Source organism: Rhodococcus sp. IEGM 1351 (genome assembly GCF_030056875.1).
Classification (GTDB): domain Bacteria; phylum Actinomycetota; class Actinomycetes; order Mycobacteriales; family Mycobacteriaceae; genus Rhodococcus_F; species Rhodococcus_F opacus.
In genome coordinates this window covers 1-26,711 of record NZ_JASHKU010000031.1, presented here as the reverse complement: position 1 = coordinate 26,711, position 26,711 = coordinate 1, and the positions used below count along the sequence as shown (strand labels likewise).

24 protein-coding genes and 4 pseudogenes are annotated in these 26,711 nt (G+C 66.7%); 13 read left to right on the top strand and 15 right to left on the bottom strand.

The window, feature by feature from the left end; translation table 11 throughout:
• Positions 1–152: 152 nt before the first annotated feature.
• Positions 153–803 carry a hypothetical protein gene (locus tag QM806_RS35305; protein WP_283294426.1) on the top strand — a complete coding sequence of 217 codons (651 nt, stop codon included), beginning with the start codon at positions 153–155 and terminating at the stop codon, positions 801–803.
• Positions 804–1,278: 475 nt separating this feature from the next.
• Here the strand turns inward: QM806_RS35305 and QM806_RS35300 are convergent, their stop codons facing one another.
• Both QM806_RS35300 and QM806_RS35295 read right to left on the bottom strand, forming a co-directional pair.
• Positions 1,279–1,614 carry a hypothetical protein gene (locus QM806_RS35300; RefSeq protein WP_283294425.1) on the bottom strand — a complete coding sequence of 112 codons (336 nt, stop codon included), beginning with the start codon at positions 1,612–1,614 and terminating at the stop codon, positions 1,279–1,281.
• A 12-nt stretch (positions 1,615–1,626) separates the two neighbouring features.
• Complete coding sequence (locus tag QM806_RS35295; protein ID WP_283294423.1) at positions 1,627–1,821, bottom strand: hypothetical protein; 195 nt, start codon at positions 1,819–1,821, stop codon at positions 1,627–1,629.
• Positions 1,822–2,214: 393 nt separating this feature from the next.
• Here QM806_RS35295 and QM806_RS35290 point away from each other — a divergent pair, with 393 nt between their 5' ends.
• Positions 2,215–3,474, top strand: a complete 1,260-nt coding sequence (locus QM806_RS35290; protein ID WP_120659063.1) for a UPF0158 family protein — start codon at positions 2,215–2,217, stop codon at positions 3,472–3,474.
• A gap of 730 nt (positions 3,475–4,204) precedes the next feature.
• On the opposite strand, the gene QM806_RS35285 is transcribed toward QM806_RS35290, so the two are convergent.
• Entirely contained in the window at positions 4,205–4,912 is a 708-nt protein-coding gene (locus tag QM806_RS35285; protein WP_061043275.1) for a hypothetical protein, read from the bottom strand.
• Positions 4,913–5,409: 497 nt separating this feature from the next.
• On the opposite strand from QM806_RS35285, the pseudogene QM806_RS35280 reads away from it, so the two are divergent.
• The 3 genes and pseudogenes from QM806_RS35280 to QM806_RS35270 all read left to right on the top strand — a co-directional run.
• Positions 5,410–5,790: pseudogene (locus QM806_RS35280) on the top strand (ExeA family protein); the annotation flags it as partial.
• Between the two features lie 246 nt (positions 5,791–6,036).
• Complete coding sequence (locus tag QM806_RS35275; RefSeq protein ID WP_120659064.1) at positions 6,037–6,354, top strand: type II toxin-antitoxin system RelE/ParE family toxin; 318 nt, start codon at positions 6,037–6,039, stop codon at positions 6,352–6,354.
• A complete protein-coding gene (locus tag QM806_RS35270; protein WP_061043273.1) occupies positions 6,351–6,656 on the top strand; it encodes a helix-turn-helix domain-containing protein in 306 nt (101 codons plus the stop codon). The genes QM806_RS35275 and QM806_RS35270 overlap by 4 nt, the downstream gene beginning before the upstream one ends.
• 710 nt (positions 6,657–7,366) lie before the next feature.
• Here the strand turns inward: QM806_RS35270 and QM806_RS35265 are convergent.
• From QM806_RS35265 to QM806_RS35235, 8 genes are all read right to left on the bottom strand, one after another.
• Complete coding sequence (locus tag QM806_RS35265) at positions 7,367–7,561, bottom strand: hypothetical protein (RefSeq protein WP_061043271.1); 195 nt, start codon at positions 7,559–7,561, stop codon at positions 7,367–7,369.
• A 1,041-nt stretch (positions 7,562–8,602) separates the two neighbouring features.
• Entirely contained in the window at positions 8,603–8,959 is a 357-nt protein-coding gene (locus QM806_RS35260; RefSeq protein WP_061043268.1) for a type II toxin-antitoxin system PemK/MazF family toxin, read from the bottom strand.
• A complete protein-coding gene (locus tag QM806_RS35255; RefSeq protein WP_037232310.1) occupies positions 8,956–9,168 on the bottom strand; it encodes a ribbon-helix-helix domain-containing protein in 213 nt (70 codons plus the stop codon). The genes QM806_RS35260 and QM806_RS35255 overlap by 4 nt, the downstream gene beginning before the upstream one ends.
• 446 nt (positions 9,169–9,614) lie before the next feature.
• The gene (locus QM806_RS35250; RefSeq protein WP_167120118.1) at positions 9,615–10,391 is read right to left on the bottom strand and encodes a VOC family protein; all 777 of its coding nucleotides are present in this window, start codon (positions 10,389–10,391) and stop codon (positions 9,615–9,617) included.
• Positions 10,392–11,302: 911 nt separating this feature from the next.
• Positions 11,303–12,176 (bottom strand): IS5 family transposase gene (locus tag QM806_RS35245; protein ID WP_283294489.1). Its coding sequence is split into 2 segments (ribosomal slippage): positions 11,303–11,836 and positions 11,838–12,176, totalling 873 coding nucleotides; the frame shifts between segments, so codons are not numbered across the junction.
• A 119-nt stretch (positions 12,177–12,295) separates the two neighbouring features.
• Positions 12,296–13,486: a Fic family protein gene (locus tag QM806_RS35240; RefSeq protein WP_061043266.1), complete on the bottom strand. Its 1,191-nt coding sequence runs from the start codon at positions 13,484–13,486 to the stop codon at positions 12,296–12,298.
• A 437-nt stretch (positions 13,487–13,923) separates the two neighbouring features.
• On the bottom strand, positions 13,924–14,355 hold the full coding sequence (locus QM806_RS41925) for an HNH endonuclease (RefSeq protein ID WP_502943939.1): 432 nt from the start codon (positions 14,353–14,355) through the stop codon (positions 13,924–13,926).
• 149 nt (positions 14,356–14,504) lie between these two features.
• Positions 14,505–14,861, bottom strand: a complete 357-nt coding sequence (locus tag QM806_RS35235) for a hypothetical protein (RefSeq protein WP_133986696.1) — start codon at positions 14,859–14,861, stop codon at positions 14,505–14,507.
• A gap of 876 nt (positions 14,862–15,737) precedes the next feature.
• Between QM806_RS35235 and QM806_RS35230 the strand changes: the two genes are divergently transcribed.
• From QM806_RS35230 to QM806_RS35200, 7 genes and pseudogenes are all read left to right on the top strand, one after another.
• On the top strand, positions 15,738–16,388 hold the full coding sequence (locus QM806_RS35230) for a hypothetical protein (RefSeq protein ID WP_283294417.1): 651 nt from the start codon (positions 15,738–15,740) through the stop codon (positions 16,386–16,388).
• A gap of 753 nt (positions 16,389–17,141) precedes the next feature.
• Positions 17,142–17,693 (top strand): patatin-like phospholipase family protein, encoded by a 552-nt coding sequence (locus QM806_RS35225; protein ID WP_502943938.1) that lies wholly within the window; start codon positions 17,142–17,144, stop codon positions 17,691–17,693.
• Between the two features lie 143 nt (positions 17,694–17,836).
• Positions 17,837–18,251, top strand: a pseudogene (locus tag QM806_RS35220) (YkvA family protein).
• Between the two features lie 387 nt (positions 18,252–18,638).
• Positions 18,639–19,043 (top strand): cupredoxin domain-containing protein, encoded by a 405-nt coding sequence (locus QM806_RS35215; RefSeq protein ID WP_120659073.1) that lies wholly within the window; start codon positions 18,639–18,641, stop codon positions 19,041–19,043.
• Positions 19,044–19,191: 148 nt separating this feature from the next.
• Positions 19,192–19,986 (top strand): class I SAM-dependent methyltransferase, encoded by a 795-nt coding sequence (locus QM806_RS35210; protein ID WP_283294413.1) that lies wholly within the window; start codon positions 19,192–19,194, stop codon positions 19,984–19,986.
• A gap of 199 nt (positions 19,987–20,185) precedes the next feature.
• The gene (locus tag QM806_RS35205; RefSeq protein ID WP_283294411.1) at positions 20,186–21,226 is read left to right on the top strand and encodes a YncE family protein; all 1,041 of its coding nucleotides are present in this window, start codon (positions 20,186–20,188) and stop codon (positions 21,224–21,226) included.
• 196 nt (positions 21,227–21,422) lie between these two features.
• Positions 21,423–21,694, top strand: a pseudogene (locus QM806_RS35200) (GlsB/YeaQ/YmgE family stress response membrane protein).
• A 25-nt stretch (positions 21,695–21,719) separates the two neighbouring features.
• On the opposite strand, the gene QM806_RS35195 reads toward QM806_RS35200, so the two are convergent.
• Positions 21,720–21,878: a hypothetical protein gene (locus tag QM806_RS35195; protein WP_283294491.1), complete on the bottom strand. Its 159-nt coding sequence runs from the start codon at positions 21,876–21,878 to the stop codon at positions 21,720–21,722.
• Here QM806_RS35195 and QM806_RS35190 point away from each other — a divergent pair.
• A pseudogene (locus tag QM806_RS35190) lies at positions 21,804–21,956 on the top strand (phosphate transport system regulatory protein PhoU); the annotation flags it as partial. The gene QM806_RS35195 and the pseudogene QM806_RS35190 sit on opposite strands and share 75 nt — an antisense overlap.
• A 103-nt stretch (positions 21,957–22,059) precedes the next feature.
• Here the strand turns inward: QM806_RS35190 and QM806_RS35185 are convergent.
• From QM806_RS35185 to QM806_RS35175, 3 genes are all read right to left on the bottom strand, one after another.
• Positions 22,060–22,434, bottom strand: a complete 375-nt coding sequence (locus QM806_RS35185) for a hypothetical protein (protein WP_283294490.1) — start codon at positions 22,432–22,434, stop codon at positions 22,060–22,062.
• A 1,018-nt stretch (positions 22,435–23,452) separates the two neighbouring features.
• Positions 23,453–23,575 (bottom strand): hypothetical protein, encoded by a 123-nt coding sequence (locus tag QM806_RS35180; protein WP_259465535.1) that lies wholly within the window; start codon positions 23,573–23,575, stop codon positions 23,453–23,455.
• A 1,780-nt stretch (positions 23,576–25,355) separates the two neighbouring features.
• Entirely contained in the window at positions 25,356–25,655 is a 300-nt protein-coding gene (locus tag QM806_RS35175) for a hypothetical protein (protein WP_283294409.1), read from the bottom strand.
• Between the last annotated feature and the right edge of the window lie 1,056 nt (positions 25,656–26,711).

Here is a 26,711-nt window from a genome sequence, read left to right as displayed (position 1 = left end):
GACCTCCCCCGGCGCACCCGTACCTCGGGCTGGAGCGGACCGCGGGGTGGTCCGGGTCCGGGTCCTGACGTTTCCCGTCGCCTGCCGCCGCCACCGCGGGCGGACTGGTAGACAGACCAGGTGTGGTGGAACGCTCGGATCAGGAGGCCTCGATGCCGCGACCATCATCGTGGGTGAGCACGACGGCGTCCATCCTCGGTGAGGAGCTGGCACGAATCGGTCTGACCGTCCCCACCGACCGACTCGAGGACCTGCTCGCCGACCGAGTCGCTGCCGTAGCGGAGCAGATGCGCATCACCGAACGCACCGCCCGCCGGTACTTCGACCATCACACCCTGCGCACCCTCGCCCGTGAACTGGCCCTGAGCATCAAAGACGAGGCACCCGGCGCCGACCTGCTGACACTGCCCCGCACCATCGCCATGCCCCTGCCCACCCTCGGTGCGACGATCGCCGCCCTCGTCGAAGTCGCCGCCCTCGCCGGCGCCAACACCGGTCCCGACGAGCCGGCAACGGCGATGGCACTGATCTCCACCCTCGGCGTCCTGACCCGAGACCACGACGGCGACCTCCCCACCGTCTTTGTGCCGGAGCCCCTCCTCATGCGAGCGGCGCGGCTCATCGAGAACACCGCCGACCTCGTACACCAAGGCTGCCCACTCCCACCAGACGTCGCCGAGGACGTCCGACCCCACCTGCAGAAGGCACTGCGCGACGACGCCGCCCGGCTCCGGGCACTGATCCCCCACACCGGCCGACGGTCCGGCTCGGGCCTGTGGGCGGTCCCCGACGATCCACCGTGACCACCGTGGCAGTCCCGGGGTGCATTCCTCCCCAATCGCAGGAGACCAGTGTGCAACCGATCCTCGACACCTTCCCGTCAAAGGCGTTCAGATCCACAAGATCCACCACAACGGCGGGACGGCGATCGGTTGTGCATCCTCAACGGAAAGCACTGTTCACCAACCTGTTAGCAAAATATATTGAAATACAACAACTTTCAAGACATGCTCGACACCGGGCACGCTGGTGCCCGCCGGCACCCCACATCACAACTACGTTCGGCGCCCCTCACGACCCGGGGCACCCCAGGCGAGGGTCCAGGCGCCACCGTCCTGCTCCTCGACCTGTCCGGGCGGGTGACCCGGGACATGCCATCACATCAGGTCACAACGGGATCACAACGAAGACGGCCCGCACCCCGCGGGTCGGGTGCCGGCTACAACGTGCGCCGGTGCGATTCAAGCAATAGGCGTTTTGCTTGAACGAGGGTTCCGTTCATTCAAGCTTTCGCGAGTGCAGCGGGATAGGTTCAAGAAATCTACCCTGCACCCCTACGGCGACGGCAACGGCCGACTGGGCCGCCTGATCACACTCCTCCAACCGATGAAAGCCGGCGAACTGCGATGGCCGATCCTCAACATCGCACCCTGGCTCGAAGCCCGACGCGACGAATACCAAGACGGCCTCCTCAACACCACCATCACCGGCGACTACAACCCATGGATCGAGTTCTTCTCCACCGCCGTGGCCGAACAAGCCAAAGAAGGCCTCGAACGCATCCAGCGACTGATGAAAATCCGCGACACCATGATCCTCGGACTCCGCGAACAAGGCCTGCGCGGCTCAGCCATCGAAATCGCCGAATGGCTCATCGGCTACCCCGTGATCGACGTCAACACCGCAGCCACCCTCACCGGGAAAACCTTCCAAGCCACCAACACCGCCATCAAAAAAACTCGTCGACGAAAACATCCTCACCGAAATCACCAAAAAGAAGCAGAACAGGCTCTTCCTCTGCACGGACGCATGGAACGCCACCCGATGGGAGTAACCATCGACCGATCACCCCGACACCAGCCCCGATCACGACCAGGAGGTGATGACGTGATTCCGATCCCGCCGTACGGCTTGGGAGACAGCTCGATGGTGTGGCAACCCTTCGCTGGTGCCCATAGTCCTCTGGTGGAACTCCTGGCACTGACCCAGACCTACCGCGCGGCCGGCGACGGTCGAGCGGCAGCGGCCGCGTGGTCGCCGCGATTCTCAAATCGGCGCCGAGTTCGGCAGAGCAAGACATCCACTCCTTTCGCCGCCCAACACGCCCGACCGTGGGCCACGCCGATGGGTCACAGACACACGTGGCACGGCGGTGTGGTCTGTGTTTGCGGCTGCGGCCGGGCGGCGCCGCGGCCCGCATGCCATCCTCGGATAATGGCACGAACGTGGTTGTCGGTGACGGTGGAGCTGCTCGGCGGGCGCGGCGAGGAATTGTGGCCGTGGCCCGGCCGCGTCTTCGCGGTCGGACCGTCGCATACCTTCATGGACCTTGCGAATGCGATCAACGACGGCTTCGCCCGGTGGGACCGCTCTCATCTGTCGATGTTCACCCTTGCCGATGGACGAGTGGTCACCGACACCGAGACCGGCGCCGAGATGGTGGAGTCGGTCGGTGGGCCGATCACCGAGCCGGTGGACATCGAGTCGGCGAAGGTCGCCCGGCTGCTGGGGCTGGGTGTGGAGTTCCAGTTCACCTTCGACCTGGGCGATGACTGGACGCACCGCTGTGTGGTCGGGAGGGAGAAGGTCGACCCTATCCAGGTATTGGGCATCGCCCCCGGCAACCCCCTGCCGTACTGGGGCTGGGGCAGCATTCCGGATCAGTACGGGCGCCGGTGGAATGGCGACGACGGGGAAGGCCGGGCGCCGCGCAGACCACCCCAGCCGCATCCGATGCTGCTGCACGCGTGGCCCGCACGGGAGCAGGTGCCCGCGCTCGAGGTGTCCGAGCTGCGCGCCGCTATCGCGACAGCAGATGCCGTCCGCTTTCTCGCCGCGGTGCGCGGGCGTGACGTCGACGACGCGCTGCAACAGGTGGGGGCCGGCATGCCGATGGCACTGCAGCAGCGACGGGAGCAGGCCGAGCCGGTGGCGGTGTCGGTCATCAACCGGCTGACGTGGCGCGGCGGCACGGGTGACGGGGTGCTGGCCGAGGATCTGCTCGCGTGCCTGCGCGGCGAGCCGCTGACGGGACGGGTGGTGCCGGTCGACCTCGAGATGCTCGGTAGCGAGCTGGAGGGGGATCCGGGCATGTCGACCGGTGGCTACGTCGACCTGCGCACCGGGGAGGTGTACGACGACAGCAGCACCGACCCGGCGATGGTTGGGGAGGACGCCGCCGTCGACGTGGAGGCCGAACCCGACCGGTGGCTCCGGTTCGACCGCACCGGCTCGCGGGACGGTTGGCGTGACATGGCGGCCTTCGCCGGGCGGTGCCATGATGCGGCGCTGCGGGAGCGGCTGGAGCGGGCGATCGAGGGCAGGGGCGCGTTCGGCCGGTTCCGCGACCTGGTCCACCGGGAGAGCCTCGCCGATCAGTGGTACATCTTCGCCGCCGACCGCCAACTGGGTCGTGCCCGTGAGTTCCTCGCCGGCGAGGGCATCCGTGTGACGCAGCGCGCCGTACAGCGATAGCCGATCGCGCACCTCTGGGAGAACGTTTGGCGGTGACGTGGCGGATCCGCCACCGTTCTGAGATTCCGCACTGTCTCTGGCAGATCGGCATGCTCGGCCAGTGCGGTGATCGAAGCAACCTCCGCCGACTGTCCTGGCCGTTCGTCGGCATTCCTTTGACGATCAGCTCGAAACGCGGTGGGCCGACTGCCCTGTAGTAGCCGGTTACCGTGCGGGTATTCGCGGCCGGTTTGGATCCGGAGACAGGTCCGAGAGACACGCCAGCACAACCGAAATCCGGTCTCGGCATGCACGTTCGGCACCGCCACACTCGACATGTGGGTGCCGGCGTCGAGAGCGCACATGTATGACCGCCCGGGGTCGAGTCGAGCGGGCCGGACAGGATGGGCCCACCGGCCCCGGGGTCGAGTCGAGCGGGCCGGACAGGATGGGCCCACCGGCCCCGGGGCCGGGTGCCGGAGCCAGCCGAACGGATCGGCGGCGACACCGTCGAATGCGCCGTCGTCCGACTCGCCCTCGAAACACCCGTACGGGGCGCCACCTGCGGTGAAGCCGACAGGCGAACATCGACCCGCTCGCCCACCACGATCCCATCGAACACCGATGCCGGTCCGTCTGTGGTGTCCGGCTGGTCGCGGCGCTTCCCGTACGCGTGCCGGTGTGTGCTGTTGCTCGGCTCACCGCCCATGGAGTCGGGCGTGCCCCTCGACGTCGGGTTTGTCCGCGACAATCACATCGGTCCCGCGGCCACCGAGACGTGGAAGTTCCCCGCACCCACGGACCGCTCGAGGGTCGCAATGACAGCAGCCGGATTGTCGTAGGGCCCGTTGAGGTAGAACGGCTGACCGTCCCTCCCGAACTCGATCCGACCCGACCCGTCCCACTCACCCAGGAACGCGGCGGCATCACCATCGAACGTATCCGCGGGCTCGAAACCGAGCCCACGCGCATACGCCGCCGCCCCCAGGATCAGTTCACGGCCGAGTTCGATCGGAATCTCCACCGCAGGACGGTCGAACGCCGCGTAGTACCTGCGGACGGCGGTGGGGATCCTGCCCGCATCCATGGTTTCGGGGTCACGGGTGTTCTTCACCCCCAGGCAGTGCACGTCGGCCAGGTAGCCCCGCAGCGTCGCCCGACCACGCCGCCCCTCTCGTGCCACCAACACCTGCGCGAAGCCTTCGACCTCACCGGCGGGAGCATCCAGTTCCGCCCACTCCGGATGACCCTCGAGGCCCAGCCCGACACTCCAGCCGCAATTGACCCAGCACCCCAGCACCCGCCCCAATCCTCGGGACGCCTGCGCCTCGGCAGCGATTCGGCGCACCAACGGCGCCACCACCGACGGCCGCACGCCCAGAGCACGCGCGATCACCTTCGGCGGGACACCCTGCTCCCACCGCCGCCGCACCTGCTCGACCAACTCCACATCGTCCATGGCACCCCATTGTGCTCCACCGATCGGGAAGCTCCCGCGTCTGCACCTATCCGCTCGTGCCGCTGATCGAGCGATCACTGCACCCCACGAGCAGCAGGACCACACCCCCGCATCACGCACGCAGGCCACGGCAGCATCTCCATCATGCCGCTGATACTGCCGTGCCGGTTCCCGGTCCAGGTTCTGCCTGCGCTCCCGGAGTCCTGATCATGACCGGATCGGGGCCGGATCAGGAACCGGCCGGGCTCGCCGCTGGGGGCGTGCCTGGGAGCCGGAACACGGCCCTGCGGGCGTGCCGGGGCCCACCGCCCGCCAGGACGGCGTTCAGCGCCTCCGCCTCGTCGTGACCAGGATCGCCCGCGCCGCACCGACGATCTCTGCGATCGAGGCCACGTCCGTGCCCGATCGAGCGGCAGTCGACACAGATGCTGCTGTCGTGTATTACTTTGCTGCGGAAGAGATCTCGATTTCAGTTCATGAACCAGAAGCAGCAACGCATCGGAAACCACCAGCTCGAAGCGATCCGCCTGCTCACCAACCACGAGCGGGACTCTCCGGGTCCCCGTTCGCGGTCGTGCTGGTCGGCCAACCTACCCTGCGGCACCGCCTCCGCCTCGGTGTGCTCGCCGCGCTGGACCAGCGCATCGCCGTGCGCTACACGATCGCCGGGATGAGCGCAGCCGACACCGCCGACTACATCCGCCACCACTGTCGCATCGCCGGCCGCGACGAGACCCTGTTCTCCGACGACGCGATCGGGCTCATCCGTGGGCGCCTCACGCGGACACCCGCGCGCGGTGAACGACCTCGCATTGCACGCGCTTACCGCCGCCTTCGCCGCCGACCACGCCATCGGCAGCGAGATCGCCGCGGACTGAACCCGACCCCCATCAACCCGACCACCACCGCGTCAACCTGACGACCACCCCGTCACCACGCCCACCACGGCCCCGCTCACCACCCCCGAGCGGGGCGTTCTCGCACCGCATCGTCGTCAACCTCAATGACGCCGTCACCTTCAACGACGCGCAACACCTTCGGGCCTCCACCTCACACAACAGCATATATTCGTACTGATATAACCTGGGGAGGTGAACCGAGGTGACGAGAAACCGATCCGATAGGTGGGTAGCGCACTCGACGACCTGCGCGATCTGCCCGCCGCCGCACAGGACGATCTCGGCTACCAACTCGGCCGGGCCCAACAGGGGCTCGATCCGGACGACTGGAAACCGATGAAGGATGTCGGGCCCGGATGCCGCGAGATCCGGGTCCGCACTCCGGACGGCGCCTTCCGAACGTTCTACGTCGCCCAGTTCGGCGAGGCGATCTACGTGCTGCACTGCTTCCACAAAAAGACACAGAAGACCTCGAAAGCAGACATCGACCTCGGCCGACGCCGCTACAAGGCAGCCCAGGCGTACGCACAGGAGAGATCATGACCGACAAAGACATCACCGAAACCACCTCCGTGTGGGAGGCGATCAGTGACACCCCCGGCGAGGCCTACAACCGGCAGTTGCGCGCCGACCTGATGACCGCGATACGCGCACAGATCGACCGTTTCGGCTGGTCCCAGGCCGTGGCCGCCGACAACCTCGGCGTCACCCAACCGCGGATCTCGGACCTGCACCGCGGCAAACTGAGCAAGTTCTCCCTCGACGCCCTGGTCAACCTCGGCAGCAAGGTCGGCGTCCACCTCGACGTCCACATCGACACCGACCGCACCCTCACCGGCCACTGACCACGGCACGCCGCCAGGACCACTCGGTCCGTGAGGCTCGGACACGCCCGCGGCCGCCGAAAAATCGACCTCGAGCATCATCTGCGGGGCGACTCCCTCCCGTCACCGGGCGTCACCGATCAGCTGATAGCGATGGCGCCCGGCCGCTCGCCGGCCCCCCTTGGGCGCGTCGACCCGGACATGCATCGCCTGCCGCCGCCATGACGTCCTCGCTGGGACCGCCCCCGCACCAGCGCGACCGGGAACCGGACCGGTTCGGCGAATGGGACACCCTGATGGCGAACCTGCCCCGCCGTCGCCGCGCGGGCTGAACCAGCCACCGACAAATGCGGAGCCCGAACATCCGGCACACCGGCCCCGGCGGACGACGGCGCGCTGAACGGTGAAAGATACCGGTTCCTGTTGGCGCGCAGTCCTATTCCGATGCTCACGCCGACCAGTAGCGCCTGCTCGACGTCAATCCGACGTTCGCCACCCTGCTGGGACATGACCTGCACGAGATCGCCGGCCCGCATGTCCACCAGGTGATCCACCCGGATGACATCTCCATCGGCTCGCCGCGAACGCAGTCGACGATGACGCCCGTGACCATCCGACGCACATGAGAACCCGGAACGGCTACGCGGCAACACGGATAGGCGAAAATTCGAATGCGGACAGTCCCCGGCCCGAGGCCGGGGACTGTCCTCGCGTGTGAAGCCTCGCGCGGGTCAGTTGCCGAACCGGAACCAGAACCGGATCACCCGGCCGAGGGCGACGATCACCTTCGCAAAGTCGCGGAGACCGGCGGTGCTGCCGGTGAGGATAACGATGAGGACGGCGGTGACCAGGCAGGCCGTCACGAAGAAGACGAAGCAGGCGGCAATCACCAAGGCGATCGAGACGAGAATTTCGGGTTGGGCCATGTGAACCCCTTTCTGTTGGCGGACACGCGACGACAGCGACCGTTGTGGTGCTGCCCAATGAGTGATCTCCAACAGAGGGACAGGCCCTCACCCCACCGCAGGTGGGATACCCAAATCATCGCTTGGACCTGGCACTTCCGTCAATAGCCTCGGACCCCGACGAACACGACCACGGTGGCAGGGTTCGCGGCGACCTCCTACGTCCAGGCTTGGTCCGGTGGGGCTTCGTCCTGGACATAGACCCCGCCGGCGGACCGTCGAGCAATGTGAGCATCGGCTCACGGGCTGCCGGAGAGGCACCGGCGAGCATGTCGCCCCGGTGTTCCTTCCAGTCGTCCCAGTCCCAGCCCGCACCGGCATCGATGCAGCTCTCGGCAACTTCCACAGGCTCACCGTTATCGGGACCCGGCACCTCGGTCGGCCCGTCAGGATCACGGACGACTACCTCTCCACCTTCACGACTGCCCGCCCTCGTCACGACGTACCCAGCGACTCCGCGAGCACCGTCATGTGAGAGGAAAGGCGCAGGATCAGTCCTCCTCAGCTACCTGCTCTTCGACGGCGCCTTCATCGACGCCGCAATCGGCCTGGGACGACGGGATGCGCAACTGCTCCTGGCGAACGGGGACGGCACATCCTGGCTCACGGCGGCTCCGAAGCACGTCGCTCCCGACCGGATCTCGGTGCGCGCCGCGAAGCAGGCGCACGGCGCAGCGCTGCGACATTCATCGTGAGCTAGGAGAACCGCGACTGCGATCACGCTGCCCGGGCACACCACAGCATCGATGCTGGCGGTCTGCACCCGCGGGAAGGCCGCTCATCGCCAACGCGGTCACCGACGTCGGTCCTTGACGGGTTGTCACGGTCCCCTCCCAGACCGGGGCCCGCGAGAAGAGAAAAGTGTTGAGAGCGGTGCGCCTCTCGCGGATTTCTCCGAGTTCACCGTGGGCAGGGCCGCGCGGCGGGATCGGAACGGCCGCCGCGAAAGTGCGACGGGTGCCCCACCTGATGAACCCGTCAGACCGACCGCAGGGACGCGACTCAGAGAAGATCGAGATGCAGCCGCAAAGCTTCCTCGAGCGCAGCAAGCGTTCTCGTCGAAAGCTTCCCGACCGGGTCACCGTCGAGACGACGCACCGAAACCGAACGAACCTGTTCCGCTTGAGCCTTCGACTCACGCGGCATACCCGATTCGTCAGGTTCGACGAGAACCTGAAACGCGAACACATGTGCCGTGTTACTCGTCAACGGCACCACAGTGACCACCCCCTGACCGAGCCGCTCCGCGGTCGCATTGGCGCGATCATTACTCACCACAACAGCGGGTCGACGCTTGGCCGCTTCACTGCCCTGCGCCGGATCAAGATCAACCCAGTGCACCTGACCCCGGCGGATCATTCGCCATCTGCCGAAGTGACGTCCCAGTCGTCGTCGACACCACCCTCGACAAAAGCCGCCGCGTAATCGCGCTCGAGACCCACCTCCCCGAGCATCCGAACCGCGGCTCGAATCCCCGCCGACCGGCCACCCAGACCGTGGTCACGAACGTACGCGTCGAGGACGCGAGCGTCCTCGTCGGGCAAACTGATCGTGAACCTCGTCGTCATACTGCAATCATACTCCAGTATGAAAAGGCAGGAAAAGCCGGAAACCAACCGCCGGCATCCCAGGCGGCCCACCACGATGCGCGGATGCTCCGATGATGGCCAACCAGTCCTCGTGCAGCGAAAACTCACCGCAAGGACGCCGATCCCACGCCCAGACAATCGCCCCACGAGTGAGAATTTCTCGTGAACGGCCGTCCGGCCGCTGACGCGCGTGTGCTGGCAGGCCCTGCTCGGGGTCCGTCACCACCTCGACAGGGCATCGGTGGTTGGTCGTGACAGGGGCAGAGCGGGCATCTCGATCAGGGCGTTCATCGCACGACCGGGCTGATCGGGCCGCCGTCGAGCAGCGCTGCCGCCTCGTCCGAGCACCCCGGCTGGCGGCCGGCGATCACCCTCGGCGCCACCCCGCACGCACCAGCTGTGGGCGGGTAACCCGACGGGAGCGTCTACCCCTGTACACCCGGCAGCGGGGAACCCACCGTGAACTTCGCACCGAACGGATCGGCGACATCCGCGGTCCGCCCATACGGCATGTCCGTCGGATCGTCCGCGGTGCCCCCGTTCGCCCGCGCGGCGGCGACGGCCGCATCGGTGTCGACGACCTGGAAGAGCGTGCCCCAGCAGGACGCCGAGGCGGACGGGTCGCCCACGATGCCGCCGATCTCGTGCCCGTCCGGTCTGCGCAGAAAGGTGAAGTCCACGCCGGGCAGGTCGTCGTTCCCGTCCAGCGTGAAGTCGAACACCGCCGCGTAGAACTCCCGCGCCGGGCCGGGATTCGGGGTCACCAAGTCGTTGCGCAACAACGCGTTCGGCTCGTTCACGAGCTCACAGCCGACGTGCGCCCGCCCCTGCCACAGGCCGAACTGCGCACCGGACGGATCCCGCACCATCGCCATCCGACCCTGGTCGGCGATGTCCATCGGCTCCATCAGCAGCGTGCCACCCGCGGCGGCGGACCGAGCGACCGTCGCATCGAGATCGTCGGTCGCCAGGTAGACGTTCCACCAGAACTCGGTGGCGTTCTCGTCGGGATTCGGCATCAGCGCGGCGACCTTCTTGCCGCCGAGCAGACACATCGTGTACCGCCCGTACTCCTCGGGACCGACGTCGAACTCCCAACCGAAGACCGACCCGTAGAAGGCCATCGCCCGGTCGAGATCCGGGATGCCCAGGTCGATCCAGGTGGGGGTGCCGAGGGGTTGATTCGTCGTGACCGCGCTCATCGCTGCTCCTCCGTCGGGCGGATACCGACTCGACGCTATCCCGCGGCACCGACATTCGACGGCAGAGCGACGGGATTCGCTGTCGCGCTCCGCGAACCGACGGCACCTCCCGTTCGGACGTTTCCAAGAGCACACCACTGAATGGCACACTGCGCTCATGACCGCCGCCGGCCCATTCGCGACCGCTGGGACGGACTCGAAGCCAGATCGCAGATCGCTGCTCGGCCACGGTCCCGCCACACCGGTCCGCGGCCGCCTACTGCTCGCCTGAATCGCCTCGCTCCCGGCCACGCCTCGACTGCGCGAGGACGCAGGCCGGTACTACCTCGCCGACGACTTCGCACACTGGCTCGAACACGTACCAGGCCGCCCACCCGGCCACCAGGTCGACGACGGCGCCTAACGACGACGGCGCCTAAGCACCGTACGCCGACGAGTACCCGGCACGGTCCCAGCAACACGGCCGCCGGTTGTCATCACCCGGCCGGGTCGGCACCATCAGGTACCGCAGAATTTCATTGATCCTCACCCGAACCCAGCGGACGCCGCGCTCAACCTCGACACCACCGAACGCGTTCATGCTGCAGTGGCACCAACGACGGGCGTTCAGCGCCTCCGCCTTTCGTGTCCTGCCTATATCTTTCGTGTCCAGGATCACCTGCGCCGCCCTCGGTGGGGCTTGCCATCGCCGCCACGTCCATGACCCGGCAGAGTCGCAGCCGACAGTGGCAGGTTCTGCGCTACCGTGTATTTCGTTGCTGCTGCGGAGCTCTCGCTGCCGGATCCCGACCCAGTAGGAGCAACGCATCACGCCCTCACCGCCGGCGCTGCTCAGGCGTCGACAGCCACGAACGATGATCCGGATCGGCCAGCACCTCCGCCAGGGCCCTAGGGCATGTCTCCCAATAGTTTTAGCCATTCGACGAGCCGGCGAGGAGGAATCCGGCCCGGTAAGTCAGGGCAAGCTTGTCATACCGGGTTGCCACCGCTCGCCACTGTTTCGCCTTGTTGAAGGCTCTTTCCACCACGTTGCGACCCTTGTATGACTCGGCATCGAAGCTCGGTGGCCGCCCGCCCGCGCTGCCCTTGTTCTTGCGGTTGGCCACCTGATCGGACTTCTCGGGAATGACCGCCTTGATACCCCTGCTGCGTAACAGTTCTCGATTGGCCTTGGATGTGTACGCCTTGTCGGCACGGATCTCGTCCGGGCGTCTGCGGGGTGCGCCACCACCGATACGCGGCACACAGATGCCGTCGAGGAGTGGGCCGAACATCGGGCTGTCGCCGGCCTGGCCAGGGCCCACCAGCACTGACAACGGGCGCCCGGCACCGTCGCACGCCAGGTGAACTTTGCTGGTCAACCCGCCTCGGGACCGGCCGATGCCGTGATCGACCGGTTCGTCAAGCAGATTCGTGTAATTCGGCAGATCCCCCTGTGTCACGCGCGGCGTTGGCGCCATGCTGGTGCACCCGCACCACGGTGGAATCCACCGATACCGCCCAATCCAGATCGCCACCGGAATCGGCCATCGCGGCCAGGGCCATGAGTACCCGGTCCCACGTTCCATCCCCGGCGTAGCGTCGATGCCGTTTCCACACCGTCTTCCAGGGGCCGAAATGCGCAGGCAGATCCCGCCATGGGATCCCGGCACGAAGCCGGTAGAGCATCCCCTCCACCACGAGTCGATTATTCTGGAACTTCCGCCCCCGAAGGCCATCCGAGCTGGGTAGCAGCAGTGCGAGCAACGCCCACTGCTTCTCGGTCAACATCTGATAGCGATCCATCACCTCTGTCACAGCAAATATGCTGCCGCACAATACCCAAAATTATTGGGAGACACGCCCTAACCCAGCACCCGTCGCCCGACGGGTGCCGAGGCGCAGAACGGCGGCCCTGCGGGCGGCTACAGATGCTCGGTGGTGCGTTTGCCGATGGTGGTGCTCAGCGCGTCGAGTTCGGCGAGTACGGCGGTGGCGGCCCAGATCTGGTTGCGCTTACTCTCGGACAGCACCTCGAGCACCCCGGCCGCAGTAAGCCGGCCGAGCGCGCGGTACGCGCTCGCATCGGTGGTGCCGGTGATCCGCTGGGCCGTGTCGGCGCTGAAGATCGGGGTGCCGAGGAGGGCGTCGATGATCTTCTCGTCGGCGGAGTTGCTGCGCGGCCGGGCGATGTCGCGCCAATGGCCGGGGAGTTCGGCCAGGGCGCGGGCGGAGTCCTGCGCGGCCTCGCTGGAGACGATCGCCGCACGGGCGACGTACTCGACGAAACCCTCGGCATCGCCCGCTCGGTAGCGGGTCAGGCGGTCGAAGTAGCGGCGGGTGTCGGCGAGCATCACCGACGCCAACGGCACGGTGACCCGATATGTGAGGCCGCGGCGGCGCAGGATCGCGCTGATCAAGGCGCGGCCGATGCGTCCGTTGCCGTCGGTGAACGGGTGAATGGACTCGAACTGGGCGTGCGCAATCGCAGCCTGCGCGAGGATCGGCAGGTCGGTGCGGTTCGCGAACACGAGCAGGTCCGCCATCAGCTCGTCAACCAGTTCCGGTGGCGGGGGCACGAACAGCGCGTCGATCGGGGTGTAGTCGCTGCCGCCGATCCAGTTCTGCACGTCGCGGAACTGGCCGGAGTCGCGGGCGGTGTAGAAGTCCGGTGCCATCAACAACCGGTGCGCACCGAGCACGGTGACATCGGTAATCGGGCCGGCGCCGGCCGCGTCGACCATCGCGATCAGCGCCTTGACAGCGGCGAGCTGAGACTTCGCCTCCGCGCTGGCCTTGCCACCGGCCAGCGCCTTGCCGAACGCCCGCCAGCCCGCGTCGATATGCTCGATCTTCGACGACGCCACCGACTCACTGCGCAGCAGAAAATCCGACAGCGGCGCCAGGTGCTCACCGAAGCCCGCCTCGAGGCGGGCCACGGCGATGACCGCCTCCTCGTGCGCGCGGGCCACACCACCGACCAGATCACAGTCGAGGGAGCCGATCATCGGCTGGATCGACACGTCGACGGTCTCCAGGGTGCGGTCCGCGCGCGAACCCTGCCGATGACGCGGATTCCAGTCCCGGGTCTCGATGCGGTGCTCCGGCCAGATCACAAGCCCTCCCTGGTTCGGTGCAAGCGTAGACAACAGAGATGTTAGCGTACTTTTGCTATCTTAAACGTAGTCAACGGCGCTTTGGTGTACAAAGGGTGGCAGAACACCCCGCAGGTCGGCTCCTGATTTTCTCCACCCTGCAGACCACCGCCGGATTCGGTGACACCGTCACCGTCGAACCCGACCCCACACCATGTCCCCGAACCATGCCGGGAACCTGACTTCGCCGCGACCGAAACAACCTGCCCGGACTGCCGCTCCGTTCGAAAAGCTGATGGCGTTCGACCGCCGCGACGAATGGTCTGACCACACCACCTCTCTCTCGCAATGATTCGACACGCCCTTCCAAACCTTCTGCGGGACTTAACTTCCAAGTAGATATCCCTGACGCATCGCCTCGGCCGTGTCGAGTGAACTTGTCGGTGACTGTCGCCCGCCTAGGGAGAGGGCGGCCCAGATACCCCAGCGGATGACATCCACGCGCACGTGAGTTGCTTGCCGTGAAGTTCCTGGTACACGGGGAACTGGTGGTAAGCGGGAGCTACATCGACAGTGGCGTCTTCCGTGACCGCGATGATGCCGCGGTCGAACAGTGTGTGAAGGTCCCGACGGAGCAAAATCCCGCCATGCTCATGATGTCTGCCCACCTTGGCGTAGCTGTATAGGTGGCAGGCGTCGAGCACCACCTCAGGTAGATCGCCGGTGAAGGCGCACCGCGCGTTGTACTTGGTCAACAGGTTCTGTCGGAATTCCCTGCCGCACCCTGGTGGGTCGGGTCGTGTGGCCGTCCCGCATCTGTCGTGTAGTGGCGTCGAGGGGGCCGAAGATCTCGACACCGGCCTTGTCCATCGCGGCCGCCCGTACGGCATCCCAACGGAGAGGACGGAAGCTGTTCTGCGATCGCGGTTTCACACAGAGAGCGCGCAGTTCCTTGTCGCTGAACACACCCTCCAGGTCGACCCAAGCTTGTGCGTGCGTTGATCGGTAGGTAATGACCTCGACGTCCTCGAAGGCAGGATCATACCTTCCGGCACTCATAGCAGCGGTAGATCGGACGGAGCGTCTTCCTCGGCTCGTAATTGGTGCTCCTGCAGTCCTTGCTGACGCAGCGCCCGCGACGTTTTGTATCGGTGCCCTCGTCGATCTTCTCGATCACGGAGACACCGAGGGACTCACGTTCGTTCCACAGCAGGATGATGTCACCGGCACGGACGTTCAGGTGGTTCGGGACGGTGCTGTCCCAGCTGTAGTGGCTGGCGGGGTTGTCGTCGTACTTGCTTCCCCCTCCGAGGCGGCGGTACGCCGATTTCGTCATCACCAGCCAGGCCTGACGATCGCCGGTATCGGGCAATGACGACAACTTACTCTGAGCCATCTGTCCTCACGTGTCTGTAGCTCTGCTCGCGTGGCGCGCGTTCTTTTGCTGTCACCGACTATGACCGAGTGGTCCGACACATCCTGTCATCACAGAAGACCTAGACCTCGACGAGGGCAAGCGGTCGGGGCGACGACAGGTCTGACGACAACGCCGACGACAGCTCAACCCATCGCCTCCCGGGGTCGCGGTGGCCGAGTCGTTGTTGGCCGCTCCCGATGCGCTGACACCCGCACAACCAGAAGAGCTTGTCGCGCACGCGCACCGCGTTCAGCGCGAATGGCAGATTCGGCTCCGCAACCTGCGGCGACACCATAGAGATGTTCGACGGTGGAATGGTGGGGTGTTCCCTCCCTGACCGCGGCCTTCGAGGGACACCGACAGCGTGGGGCGTCGCCGACGTTTCCTTAGCCCGTCCGCCGGCGCGGCACGTGCGCCCGATGGTGCTGTGGTGACATGGATCGTCATCACACTCGCCGACGTCACCGGCAGCATCCTCTCCCCCGTCAACCCGGAGCTTCGCTGTGCGCCTTGCCGATCAGCCGCAGCCGGTCGAGGCGCAGGAGATGTTCACGGGCAGAGTTGGCGGCAAGAGCGCTTCTGGTGTCGGTGACGGTCATGCCCACCCCTTCCCACATTGTTGCACTAAATTGTCACACCACTGTGGAAGTTTCCGATCCGACAGCGAGCGCACCCCGGAAACTGTCAACGTCCGATCCAGCACGCGTCACCGAACCCGCAATCGGGTCCGACGTGACGTTCATTCCCGTCGCCTGCCGCCGCCGCACCATGGGTGAACTGGTAGACAGACCACGCACCATGGGTGAACTGGTAGACAGACCAGGTGTGGTGGAACGCTCTGATCAGGAGGCCCCTATGCCACGACCATCATCATGGGTGAGGACGACGGCGTCCGCCCTCGGTGAGGAGCTGGCACGGATCGGTCTGACCGTCCCCGCCGACCGACTCGAGGACCTGCTCACCGACCGAGTCGCTGCCGTGGCAGAGCGGATGCACATCACCGAACGCACCGCCCGTCAGTACTTCGATCGTCACGCACTGCGCACGCTCGCCCGTGAACTGGCCCTGAGCATCAAAGATGAGGCACCCGGCGCCGACCTGCTGACACTGCCCCGCACCATCGCCATGCCCCTGTCCGCCCTCGGTGCGACAATCGCCGCCCTCGTCGAGGTCGCCGCCCTCACCGGCGCCAACAGGGGTCCCGACGAGCCGACGACAGCGTTGTCGATGATCTCCACCCTCGGCGTCCTGACCAGAGAACACGACGGCGACCTTCCCACAGTCTTTGTGCCGGAGCCGCTCGTCGTGCGAGCGGTGCGGCTCATCGAGAACACCGCCGACCTCGTGCAACAAGGCTGCACACTCCCACGAGGTGTCGCCGAGGACGTACGCCCCCACTTGCAGAAGGCACTGAGCGAAGACGCCGCCCGGCTGCGGGGACTGATCCCCGGCACCGGCCGACGGACCGGCTCGGGTCTGTGGGCGGTTCCCGACGATCCACGGTGAATATCGGGGCTGTCCCGGGTGCATTCGTGTCACAGAAACTCTCGAATGAGAGATGAGTCGAGCCACCGCATAACTATGCAATCGACAGCAGTACGGGATCGACGCAAGCGCTGAGAACGGGCGGGGATGACTGACTGGTCAACCCTTCACGACCCTCGATCCGGCCGAGCGTCCCAGAGCCCGGCGTAACGGTCGGCACACACGGCCACCGCTGGAATTTTTCATGGGCGCCCGCGGGTTTGAGCGAGGGCTGCGCCCAGACCACACGGTTCTCGGTCCACGGTAGTGGTGCCGGCCCGGCCCGAACCATGCCCACTTGCCGCGCGGTCGAGGTGGGGCGGCAGGTTAACCGTCGCCCCAGCGGCCATTACTGACCAGGCGGGCATTGCAGGAATGAGCCTGGCCGGAAACGCATGTCCCGTGCCGGCGACATGTCTGGCAGTGCCGCCGTTCGGGCGCCTGCCGCGCCCGAGAGTGCCATGAAAGGGGACGGTCATGGCACCGCGCGCACCGCACAGTCCCGATAGAGGACATGGCCCCGACTCGTCTCGGATCGCTGTGGTGGTGGCCTGCGCGGGGGTACACGGGGCATACGAGGCAGGTGTTCTATCGGTCGTCGTGCCATTCCTATGAGGTGCCGGCCTCGCACCGGGCCTGTTCATCCGAACCAGCGCCGGAGCGATCAATGCGACGCTGTTCGCCGCGGGCGCGCACCTTCCGGCGGACGGACAGGGCCGCCGCCGCGCTCTCGGTGTGGCGGGAGCGTGGAGATCGACGACGTCCTCCGGCCGTTGTTGCGGAGCGGTCCCGGCACGGTCGTGCGCTGGGCCGGCAGCTCTGCCGAATTCCGGGGGTTCGGCTGACGAGCCTGGTCGAGACCGGCCCGCTGGCCCGGACCGCGTGCCGGCTGGTCGATTGGGCACAGCTCGCCGCAAACCTCGACGGCGGCAAGGCGTCGCTGGCGGTGGTGACGACCTCGGCCGCGAACAACCGGACGGTGGTCTTCGTCGACGGGAACCGAGCAGCCCGCTACCGCCCTCGGATACCGCCCGACCGATCGACTACCTCGATGTGCGGATCACCGCCGAGCACGTCCTTGCATCCGCCGCAATTCCGGCCTTACTTCCCGCGGTCGATGTATCCACTCCCGACGCTGCGCGCGGGTGGTACGCAGACGGCGGGATACGGCTGAACGCTCCCCTCAAACCGGTGTTGTCTCCGGGCTGGCCGAAGAGAGGCCTGCAAAGCCGAAAGTTGTTGTGCCCTAGTTTCTACCGAATCGAACCGAGCCGAGGAAGCTGGTGATGATCGAAGTACCCGGAACGGACATCGAGCTGCGGATCCACATCTCCATCGCACCGTTGTCCCTCTGCTCAGGCGATGACTCGGGTAGATCAGGAAGGGGTTGCCGACGCGGCTTCGGTCGTCACGCGGGAAGGGCTGAGAGCGTGATCGATGCTTGGTGGTCCATCCCGTCGCCGTTATCAGTGGTCTGTTGCTGATGTGGCTGGTTCTATTGGTGGTGTTGTGGGTTGGTAAGCCGGATGAGCTGGGGATCCGGGACGCGTTGCGGTTGCTTCCCGATGCGGTTCGTCTGATCAGGCGGTTGGCCGCGGACCCCGATCTGCCGCGTGGGGTGCGAGTTCGTCATGGTGCTGTTGCTCGGATACCTGCTGCGGCCGATCGACCTGGTGCCCGAGTTCATTTCCGATCCTCGGCTACGCGGACGACGCGGTGATCGTCGCGATCGCGTTGCGGTCGGTGACCCGTCGAGCTGGACCGGTGAGGATCGAAAAGCATTGGTCTGGAACGTCTGACGGGCTGACGGCGGTACGGAGCCTGGCCGGAATCCCATCGCCGTGAACCACACGGTCGGGGTGAGCGATCAGCGCCGTCGGCGGGCTTCGGCGCACAGTCAGCACGACGATGCCGACCGCCGCAAGGGCGAGGACGAACCAGGGGATGAACTGGTCGAATTCGTTCGAGTGACGCAGCGATGCCAGCTCCACGGCTGCGCCCACCCGGGTGAACGCTGCCAGGCGATCAGCACTGTGCGAACGACCCGACCAGTCGCTGTTCATCTCGGGATTGGTTGGCGCTCATGCGACCCCGTGTCGTGGTCGGTCGGGGCAATGTCCGGTCACCCTCTGGATACACCCACGAACGACAGTCCGGCAGGTTCACCGGGCGGGCGAAATTTCTCTCATGTGTTCGGTGAACGGAATGGGTCGATGATTCGTGGTATCGGGTATGAAGCTCTCCGCAGCTCTGCTGGCGTCTGCCGTCGTCGCGGCGTGTGCGCTCACCGCCTGCAGCGATGACGGCGGCAGCACCGTCGACTACGCACCCACCCCGACGATCACCGACACGACGACGATGCCGTCCTCCGAAGGGGCGGTGGCGGCGGGAGCGAACGAGATCGTCATCTCGGGATTCGCGTACACGGTGCCCGCCACGGTGGCACCCGGCGCGCAGGTCACCATACGCAACAGCGACACGGCCGAACACACGGTGACCGCAGACGCCGGCGGCGCGTTCGACGTCGAGATCGAGGGCGGCGAGACCGCGACATTGACGGTGCCGTCGGCACCCGGTACCTACCCGTTCCATTGCACGTATCATCCGAACATGCACGGCGACTTGACCGTCGGGTGACGAGGTCATCGCCGATCCGGGTTCTGCGCGGCCGGCGTGCGCCTTCTGCTCGTCGGCGACGGCGTCGGTCGGGGACGGTTCCCGCAGGTGGGACGGGCTACCCGGAAAATTCGGTGAACCATCGAGGGTCCGGTTTCGTGAAAAGGTTATGACCGCACAACAATCCGGGGCGGCCCCGGAATCCGACGGGATGTGGTCGACGGCGCTGGTCCGCGGGCTGATCCGTGAGGACGCGCTGCGCTCGTCGGGCTACTCGGACACCGGCTATATCGACCTGCTGGAATCGAGTCCACCGACACGGCGCACGCTCGCGCAGCGCGCGATGACCAACAACAGGGTTGCCGCCGTCTACGAGCGGCTGTGGCGGCCGATCGTCGTCGCGGCGCTGAGCCTGCACGGACTCTCCGTGGTTGACGAGCGCGCACGAGCCGCCGCGGCCCTGCATCTCGACGGTGAGCAACGAGTGCTCGACGTGGCGTGCGGTCCGGGAAACTTCACCGGTTTCTTCGCCGACAGGCTCGCCGGCGACGGATTCGTCATCGGATTGGACACCTCACTGCCGATGCTCGAACGCGCAGTCCACGACAACCCCCGCCCGCGCGCGGTCTACCTTCACGCCGACGCGCTCGAGCTTCCCTTCGACGACCGGACGTTCGACGCCGTGTGCTGCTTCGCGGCGCTGTACCTCGTGGCGGAGCCGTGTGCCGTGCTCCACGAGATGGTGCGGGTGTTGGCGCCGGGTGGGCGGATCGCGGTGATGACCAGCTACGGTCGCGAATCCTTCCTTGCGCGGAAGGGACTCGAGCTGGGCGCAACGCTGTGCGGGGTACGGGTCTTCGACCGCACCACGGTCCCGGCCTTCCTCGCCGCCGCTGTGCTGATCGACGTCGACCAGCAGCTGCGCGGCATCTCCCAGTTCGTCACCGGCCGCCGGCACGGGTGACCGGTTCGGACGAGGGTGCACGGATGTGACGAGGGTGCACGGATGTATCGGATTCGGCAGGTGACACCCTGCCGTTCCCTGCTCATGGCCACGACGCTGGTCCTCGCGGTGGCCGGCTGCGCGAACACCAGCACCTCCACGAACAGCGGTCCGACGTCGGCGCCCCGGAACCTGACCACCCGAAACAGACAGGAGCCGGATGGACACCCGCACCGATGCCCGGCGCAGCCCGGGACCAGCCCGGCTGCTGCCCGCACTCGTTATGGCGTGGATCCTGGTCGGCGCATGTTCCTCCGAGTCATCATCGCCCGGCAGTAGCCCGCTGCCATTGCACCCGGTCGCGGAAATCGACCTCCCCGAGAACAATTCATGCTTCGACTACGCCAGTCTCGCCCCGAGCGGGGACTGCTGTTCATTGCCCACCTCGGCGCCAGCGAGGTCATCGAAGTCGACATCCGCACCCGGCAGGTCGTCCGAACGATCCCGAACCTGTCCCAGGCACGGCGTCCTCGTCGTCCCCGAGCGGCGCCGGGTCTACGTCACCGCCACCGCAGACAACCGCCTGGTCATCCTCGACGAGGACACCGCCGCCGTGATCGGGCAGGCCCCCACCGGGAACTATCCGGACGGGATCGCCTACCACCCGAAACGCGGGACGGTGTGGACCACCAACGAATCCGGCGGATCCGAACCGGTGGTCGACGCCACCACCGCACAGGTGCGCGGCACCGTCGACCTCGGCGGCGAGGTCGGCAACATCGCCTACGCCCCGGTCGCCAACCAGATACTGGTCGCCGTGCAAGGGAAGGGCGATCTCGCCGCCATCGCCCCCGAAACACTGGACGTCGCCCGCAGGCTTCCGACGCCTGGCTGCCTCGGCCTCGGCTTCGGCTTCGGCTTCGGCCCATCAGCGCGGCTCGCGTTCGTTGCCTGCGCGGACAACGCCACCCTGCTCACCATCGACCTGGCGATCTGGCAGACCGCCGGCACGACGGCGGTCGGTGAACAACCAGATGTCCTCGCCTACAACCAAGGCGAGCAACGCCTTTACGTCGCCGCCGAGAACGGCATCGTCAGCGTGTACGACCAACGCGACAGGCATCTCACCGATGTCGGGTCCGGGCACCTCGCCGACGGCGCCCATGTCGTGGTCGACCCGAGCATCGGCCACACCTACTACCCGGATCGCGCCGGGACCGACGGCCACCCAGCCCTGCTCGAGCAGGCACCCAGCCCCTGATCCCACACCACCACCGGACCCGAAGGTCTGGCGGACAACGAGGGGCAGTGTGGCGGCACTCTCGGGTAAGTGATCACGACGCAGGCGGGCACCGCGACATCGCGGGATACTCACTCACCACAGAGCCGTCACAACCCGGCACGACGGCCACGGCACCCAAGACCACCTCGCGGGCGACCCAGGAAAGGACCACACGATGCTCGGACTGGGAAGCATCGGCTGGATCATCATCGGTGGACTCGCCGGCTGGATCGGCCGCAAAATCATGGGAACCGACGCCCAACAAGGCATCCTCCTCAACATCGTCGGCGGCATCGCCGGCGGACTACTCGGTCGATTCCTCCTGAAGCTGCTCGGTGTCGACGTCGAAGGAGAGGGCTGATCTTCAGCTTCCTGACCTGCCTCCTCGGGGCGGTGATCTTGTTGTTCCTGGTCAAAGCAGTCACCGGTCGACGCGCACACCACTGATGATTGTGCGATGGGGGACACAGTTTCACGCCGGCTCGACGCGCTGACCGACCGGTTGGCGTCGATGAGCCACCTCGCGGGTGAGGCCATCGAGATCGCCACCGATGCCGTGGTTCACGCGGACCTCCCCCTGGCCGAGCGGGTCTTCGACCTCAACGAACAGGTCGAGGCTCGCGTGGCCCATGCAAGGACCAGGCGCTGGCGCTGTTGGCGTTTGCAGGCCCCGGTCGCCCGGGATCTACGCCAGGTCATCACCGGTGTCCATCTGGTAGCCGATCCGAGTCGAATGGGCGGCCTGGCGCAACACGTCGCTGAAAGCGTGCGTCGCCGCCGAACTCGGCCCACGAGACGACGGACTCGATGCGCTACACCGACAACTCGTCGAGCTGATCCAAGACCCGGGCTGGACGGGCAACATCCCGGCCGCGGTCGAGGTGACCCTGCTCGGCCGCTTCTACGAACGCTTCGGCGACCACACCGTCGTCGTCGGGCCCCGGGTGATATTCCTCGTCACCGGAGAACAGCTGACCCCCTGACCCGCCCCTACCGCAGACGTCCCGGTCGATTCCGACACCCGCACCCCGCGGACCAGCCCAGCCGACCGCCGATGCGGGCGTTTGCGGGCGTTTGCGGGCGATCAGCTTGTCGCCTTTCGTCCAGCCCACCTCCCGCAGGCCGGGGAGCGCGGTTTCCAGGTCCCAGGCGGGCCACCCAGCGGCGAGCGGGACCTGGTTCGTCACCCAGGTCCCGATCCGGGCCCACCGCCGTCAGAAACGCGTTCAGCACTTCCGCCTCCGTGTCCAGGATCGATCGCCCGCGCCGCCCTCGGTGCGACCCGCACCGACAGGAACACCCACCGCGACCGATCATCCGCGGTGAACCGATCCACCTGCCCGCCCGGACGCCGGTGCTCGACCAGGAATCGGTGCTCGACCAGGAATCGGTGCTCGACCAGGAATCGAAATGTGCCCCGACATAGGCACCCTCGCCCAGGTACGGGCGACCGTAATACCGGTTCAACGCCGCAATAGCCGCAGCATCCGAAACCGTCGCGAGGGTCGTGGGCGGCCGGAATGTCATCCCCCGCACCCACACCCCCAGGCGCCGACCGCCGGACCCGACGCCCGAAGGCATCAACCGGTCCCCGCCCAGAACGGGAACAAGGAACGGTCAAACTAGGTCCGAACATCGCGAATGGAGTGTTCATGGACCCGACCGACCCGGAATATACGCTGGAGTGGCCCCATGAAGTCTTCGTCGCCGGAGCTCGGGCAATGATTGAGAACCGCACGCGAGCGGCAGTCTTTCCAGCCCGACTACGCGTTTGTGCTCGAGGAGCGGCTGCCTCGAGGTCGACGGCGCCTTCGAAGGCGACCTGGTCCACAAACTCACCGAGCTACGGACAGCATCCACCGCCCCTGACATGCACCCCACACCCACGGCTGGACGGACGACGAGTTCTGCGACCTGATCGAGCTACTCCATGACCGGGCCGCGCGACCGCGCCGCCGCGACTACCACGACGACTGCGGCTACCACTACCACGATCACGCGCACGGCACCGGGCAGCTGTTGCATCGGATCCGCGTGAACGACATACCGGTCCGAGCGAACCTTCCCCTTCCCTCTGGCCGCCGACGGCGAGGACGGGACATCTCATCACGTCACCGACGACGCCCTGACGTACCACGGATTCGAGCATCCGAGTCGACTTGTGCGCGTGGTAGCGGGACACGTCGACGGCGCACAGTGGGACAGCTACAGCACCAGAGGCCACTGGGACCCGTGCAGCTGGGTGAGGACGTCGGTCTCGGTCGCGGTCTCGTTGCCGTCGACGGCCGGCAGCAGCCGTGGCGCGTACACCGCCGCGGCACCGGACACGCAGTTGCCGCCCGAGGTACGCCAGTGACAGCGATCGGTGAGGTGGGGGGTGAAGCGGCCGACGCGTGTCGGGTTGGGCGTCCGAATCGACCTGCTTGCCTGCGCGTGCGGTGTCGCAGTCGCCGACGATCTCGCGGTACTGCTGAACCACCCAGTCCTTGACCGTGTCACGACGTGCGTTCACCGCGGGCTCCTTTCGCTCGGTGAAGACACCACTACGGCAGTGATGCGGGAGCACTGTGGCAAAAAACGCGCGCCGGGTTCAGCGGGGTATGTGGACAACTTCCGAGCGGCGCGTTCGACGAGCAGCTCCGAGCCGGTTGGTGCTCCACCGAGGGCATCTCGGCGACCCGGATCCCCGCGGTCCCTGCGCCACTCCCCGAGACCGGTGTGTGCCGCATCGCAAGCCTGCGCGAGGTAGGGGCATTCGGGGGGACTCGTTCGCCGTGTCGGCGAGGTTCGAGGCGGTGTTCGCCGCAGGTGGCGCAGCGGTGTGGGTGCGGCCATGGGAACCCGCCCGCCGCAGCGCTCCGAACAGCGGTCGCGGACCCCCGTCGCAGAGCGCTCGAATGAGCGGTCCAGTGCCGGGCGTTTCGACGGTGATCCGACCACTGCGGCGACATGTCTCACACCCGGCCGAGCCGCGTGTGAGACGCCGATCTGCGAGCGCTACGGGCAGGGTCGGTGGTGGCGGTCCACGCGGCCCCGATGCCGGCGCGGCGAGTCCACGCAAGGGCACGCTGTACCGGCGTCCCACTGCGCGGTCGACACAGCATCACCGCAGGCGTGTGACATGGGCATTCCGAAACATGTTGGCGCGGCGCAATTTCTAGTAGTACACTCCCCCCTAGGCCCGAAGGGCCGGGGGGAGTGACCCCCGGAGGGGGTGGGTGTCCCCCGCCCTTTTTCAGACGCTCGATTCGACTGCTGGATCCGACCACTCGATTCGGACGCTCGTTCTCATGTCACGGCAGAGCACACTCTGATCGGTGCCGCAGCACTGCCCTGTTCGATCCCATCCTTGGGGGGCGCGAAGACGCCTGCACGCGTGCCCCTGAACACGGTCGGTCAGACACCACATTTCAGCGCTGAATTTCGTGCTGTCACGGCCACGCCGCAACCGTTCCTCCGCCGGGTCCTCCGCGCACCACCCCACCAGGGCGCCCCGCCAGCGCTGCTCCGCGGACCCCGGATCTCGGGCTGAGCGGATCACACGCACACCACACCACACACGACCCGTCACAGGGTCTACGCATGACACTCTCCCGGCCCACCGCAACCGATGCCCGCACCCAACTCCTCCGTGTGTCACCAGATGGCCGAAAAGCACGCACCCCCGCTGCGCCGACGACCACCGCTGCGCCTCCGAAGAGGACGTTATCCACATACCCCGGTGAAGTCGGCGCGCGATTTTCCTTCACGTCGCCCGCACCACGTTCGAGGTGCCCTCGCCAGAACCACCCGAGGAGAACCCCATGCCTGTTACGTCCACCCTCGTCGACGCCGCACCCGCTTCACCCACACCCACAACGGTGGTGACCTTCCTGCTCAGGAAACCGAGATGAACACCAACAACCTCGAGGACCGGATCGGCGACAACGCGTCCGCCCGTGATCTTCCTGCTGGTTGACTGCGCGATCACCCCGGAACCCCCAGAGCAACTTCTCGAAGGTGCCGACAGTCGGCGGACTACCTCTCGCCGCGATCACCTTCTTCGTGCTCACCGGTAGCCAGAGCGCAATGAACGGGCCCGGGGCCCAGCCTCATCGGCGTCGACGTCTCACGCGTGCTCATCGCTTGTGAACACATCCTCGAAGGGAATAAGCACGTGATCGACAACAACCGATCTGCTCTCTCGCGTGGACTCGCACCACCTCGGAACCTCCGGCAGAACCCTCCCGATTCGCATCCGGTACTCCGCCGTCGGGATGGTGCCGCGATCTCGGTCACGATCTCCGTTGTCACCGCCATGATCGTGCACGCCCCTCTCGGCTTCACACCGCTCGCCGTGATGGTCACGCTCACCGTCTTTCTCACCACCAAGACCACCCGACACCTCAACTCCGACCGACCCCCGCATTTTCCGTATTCATCGCGGCGTGGAACGACGTGATGGCGCCACGGTCGCCTCAGGCCCGGACAGACCGCCCGGCCCCCGGCACCAGCCGCGTCACCGCCCGCCGTCCTCGACCTGACCGCAACCGAAGATCGACGGTGAAATCCGATGAATCCGAACAAGGACATCGCCGCCGATCTTCGACCCGAACCTCGACGAGCCGCATCGCCGGTCGTACCGCCGCATCGCCCTGCCCCCCGGGCGTGGCGACGCGCAACACCCCCCCCCACACGACCCCCGCCTACCCGAACCAGCACCACAACACCCGCCCCCCAGACCCCAGACCCCAGACCCCAGACCCCAGACCCCAGACCCCAGACCGCAGTCCCCGGTCCCCGGTCCCCGGTCCCCGGGGCCAGCATGCGCCGGCCGAACCGCTCAGGGCACCTGCGGCAAACCCACGCCCACCGAACCGCCCGCCGTGGACGAACCCGCCGACCCGCAGCGACGCCGCACACACGGCAACACCTCCGAAGCCCAGTTCGTTCCACCGGTGCAGATCTACCGCCGCTGCCCGCCGACACAGACAGCGAAGCACACATGCAGGTCGACTCCATCCGCGTCATACGCACAATCGCGGCGGCCTTCCCGAGATCACCACCATCGACGGATGACACCCCACCGACACCAGGCGTACCGCGGCCCGGACGAGCGACCTCGCCCAGGACCACCCCGACGAGCCCGCGGTCCACATCATGATTCCCGACTCCGCCATCCTCCGCCGCGCCGCGCCACCGGCGATCTCTGTGTCGAACGACGCGACGACCCGAACCGCTTGGACGGGACAACATCCGGCCGAGCCGGCCGCGACATCCTCGTCGAGAATTCACTGGTTTCGCTCGCGAGGAACCTGACACGAAGTCACGGGCGCGTGCTGCCAGCGACCTTTACCGGCGGCCGGGACGACATCGCGCTCAACACACCGCGGTTTCGTGCAGGCCGTATCCCGTCTTCTCCCCCGCGCCGGGTCTGTCAAGTTAACGGTGTAACTGTTTGAACTGTGACTACTTTCGTCCGGCG

Coding starts and splice junctions, on each gene's coding strand:
- QM806_RS35305 (WP_283294426.1), top strand. CDS start 153: ATGCCGCGACCATCATCGTGGGTGAGCACGACGGCGTCCATCCTCGGT.
- QM806_RS35290 (WP_120659063.1), top strand. CDS start 2,215: ATGGCACGAACGTGGTTGTCGGTGACGGTGGAGCTGCTCGGCGGGCGC.
- QM806_RS35285 (WP_061043275.1), bottom strand. CDS start 4,912: ATGGACGATGTGGAGTTGGTCGAGCAGGTGCGGCGGCGGTGGGAGCAG.
- QM806_RS35270 (WP_061043273.1), top strand. CDS start 6,351: ATGACCGACAAAGACATCACCGAAACCACCTCCGTGTGGGAGGCGATC.
- QM806_RS35265 (WP_061043271.1), bottom strand. CDS start 7,561: ATGGCCCAACCCGAAATTCTCGTCTCGATCGCCTTGGTGATTGCCGCC.
- QM806_RS35260 (WP_061043268.1), bottom strand. CDS start 8,959: ATGATCCGCCGGGGTCAGGTGCACTGGGTTGATCTTGATCCGGCGCAG.
- QM806_RS35255 (WP_037232310.1), bottom strand. CDS start 9,168: ATGACGACGAGGTTCACGATCAGTTTGCCCGACGAGGACGCTCGCGTC.
- QM806_RS35250 (WP_167120118.1), bottom strand. CDS start 10,391: ATGAGCGCGGTCACGACGAATCAACCCCTCGGCACCCCCACCTGGATC.
- QM806_RS41925 (WP_502943939.1), bottom strand. CDS start 14,355: ATGCCGTACGGGCGGCCGCGATGGACAAGGCCGGTGTCGAGATCTTCG.
- QM806_RS35235 (WP_133986696.1), bottom strand. CDS start 14,861: ATGGCTCAGAGTAAGTTGTCGTCATTGCCCGATACCGGCGATCGTCAG.
- QM806_RS35230 (WP_283294417.1), top strand. CDS start 15,738: ATGCCACGACCATCATCATGGGTGAGGACGACGGCGTCCGCCCTCGGT.
- QM806_RS35215 (WP_120659073.1), top strand. CDS start 18,639: ATGAAGCTCTCCGCAGCTCTGCTGGCGTCTGCCGTCGTCGCGGCGTGT.
- QM806_RS35210 (WP_283294413.1), top strand. CDS start 19,192: ATGACCGCACAACAATCCGGGGCGGCCCCGGAATCCGACGGGATGTGG.
- QM806_RS35205 (WP_283294411.1), top strand. CDS start 20,186: ATGGACACCCGCACCGATGCCCGGCGCAGCCCGGGACCAGCCCGGCTG.
- QM806_RS35195 (WP_283294491.1), bottom strand. CDS start 21,878: ATGGGCCACGCGAGCCTCGACCTGTTCGTTGAGGTCGAAGACCCGCTC.
- QM806_RS35175 (WP_283294409.1), bottom strand. CDS start 25,655: ATGCGGGGGTCGGTCGGAGTTGAGGTGTCGGGTGGTCTTGGTGGTGAG.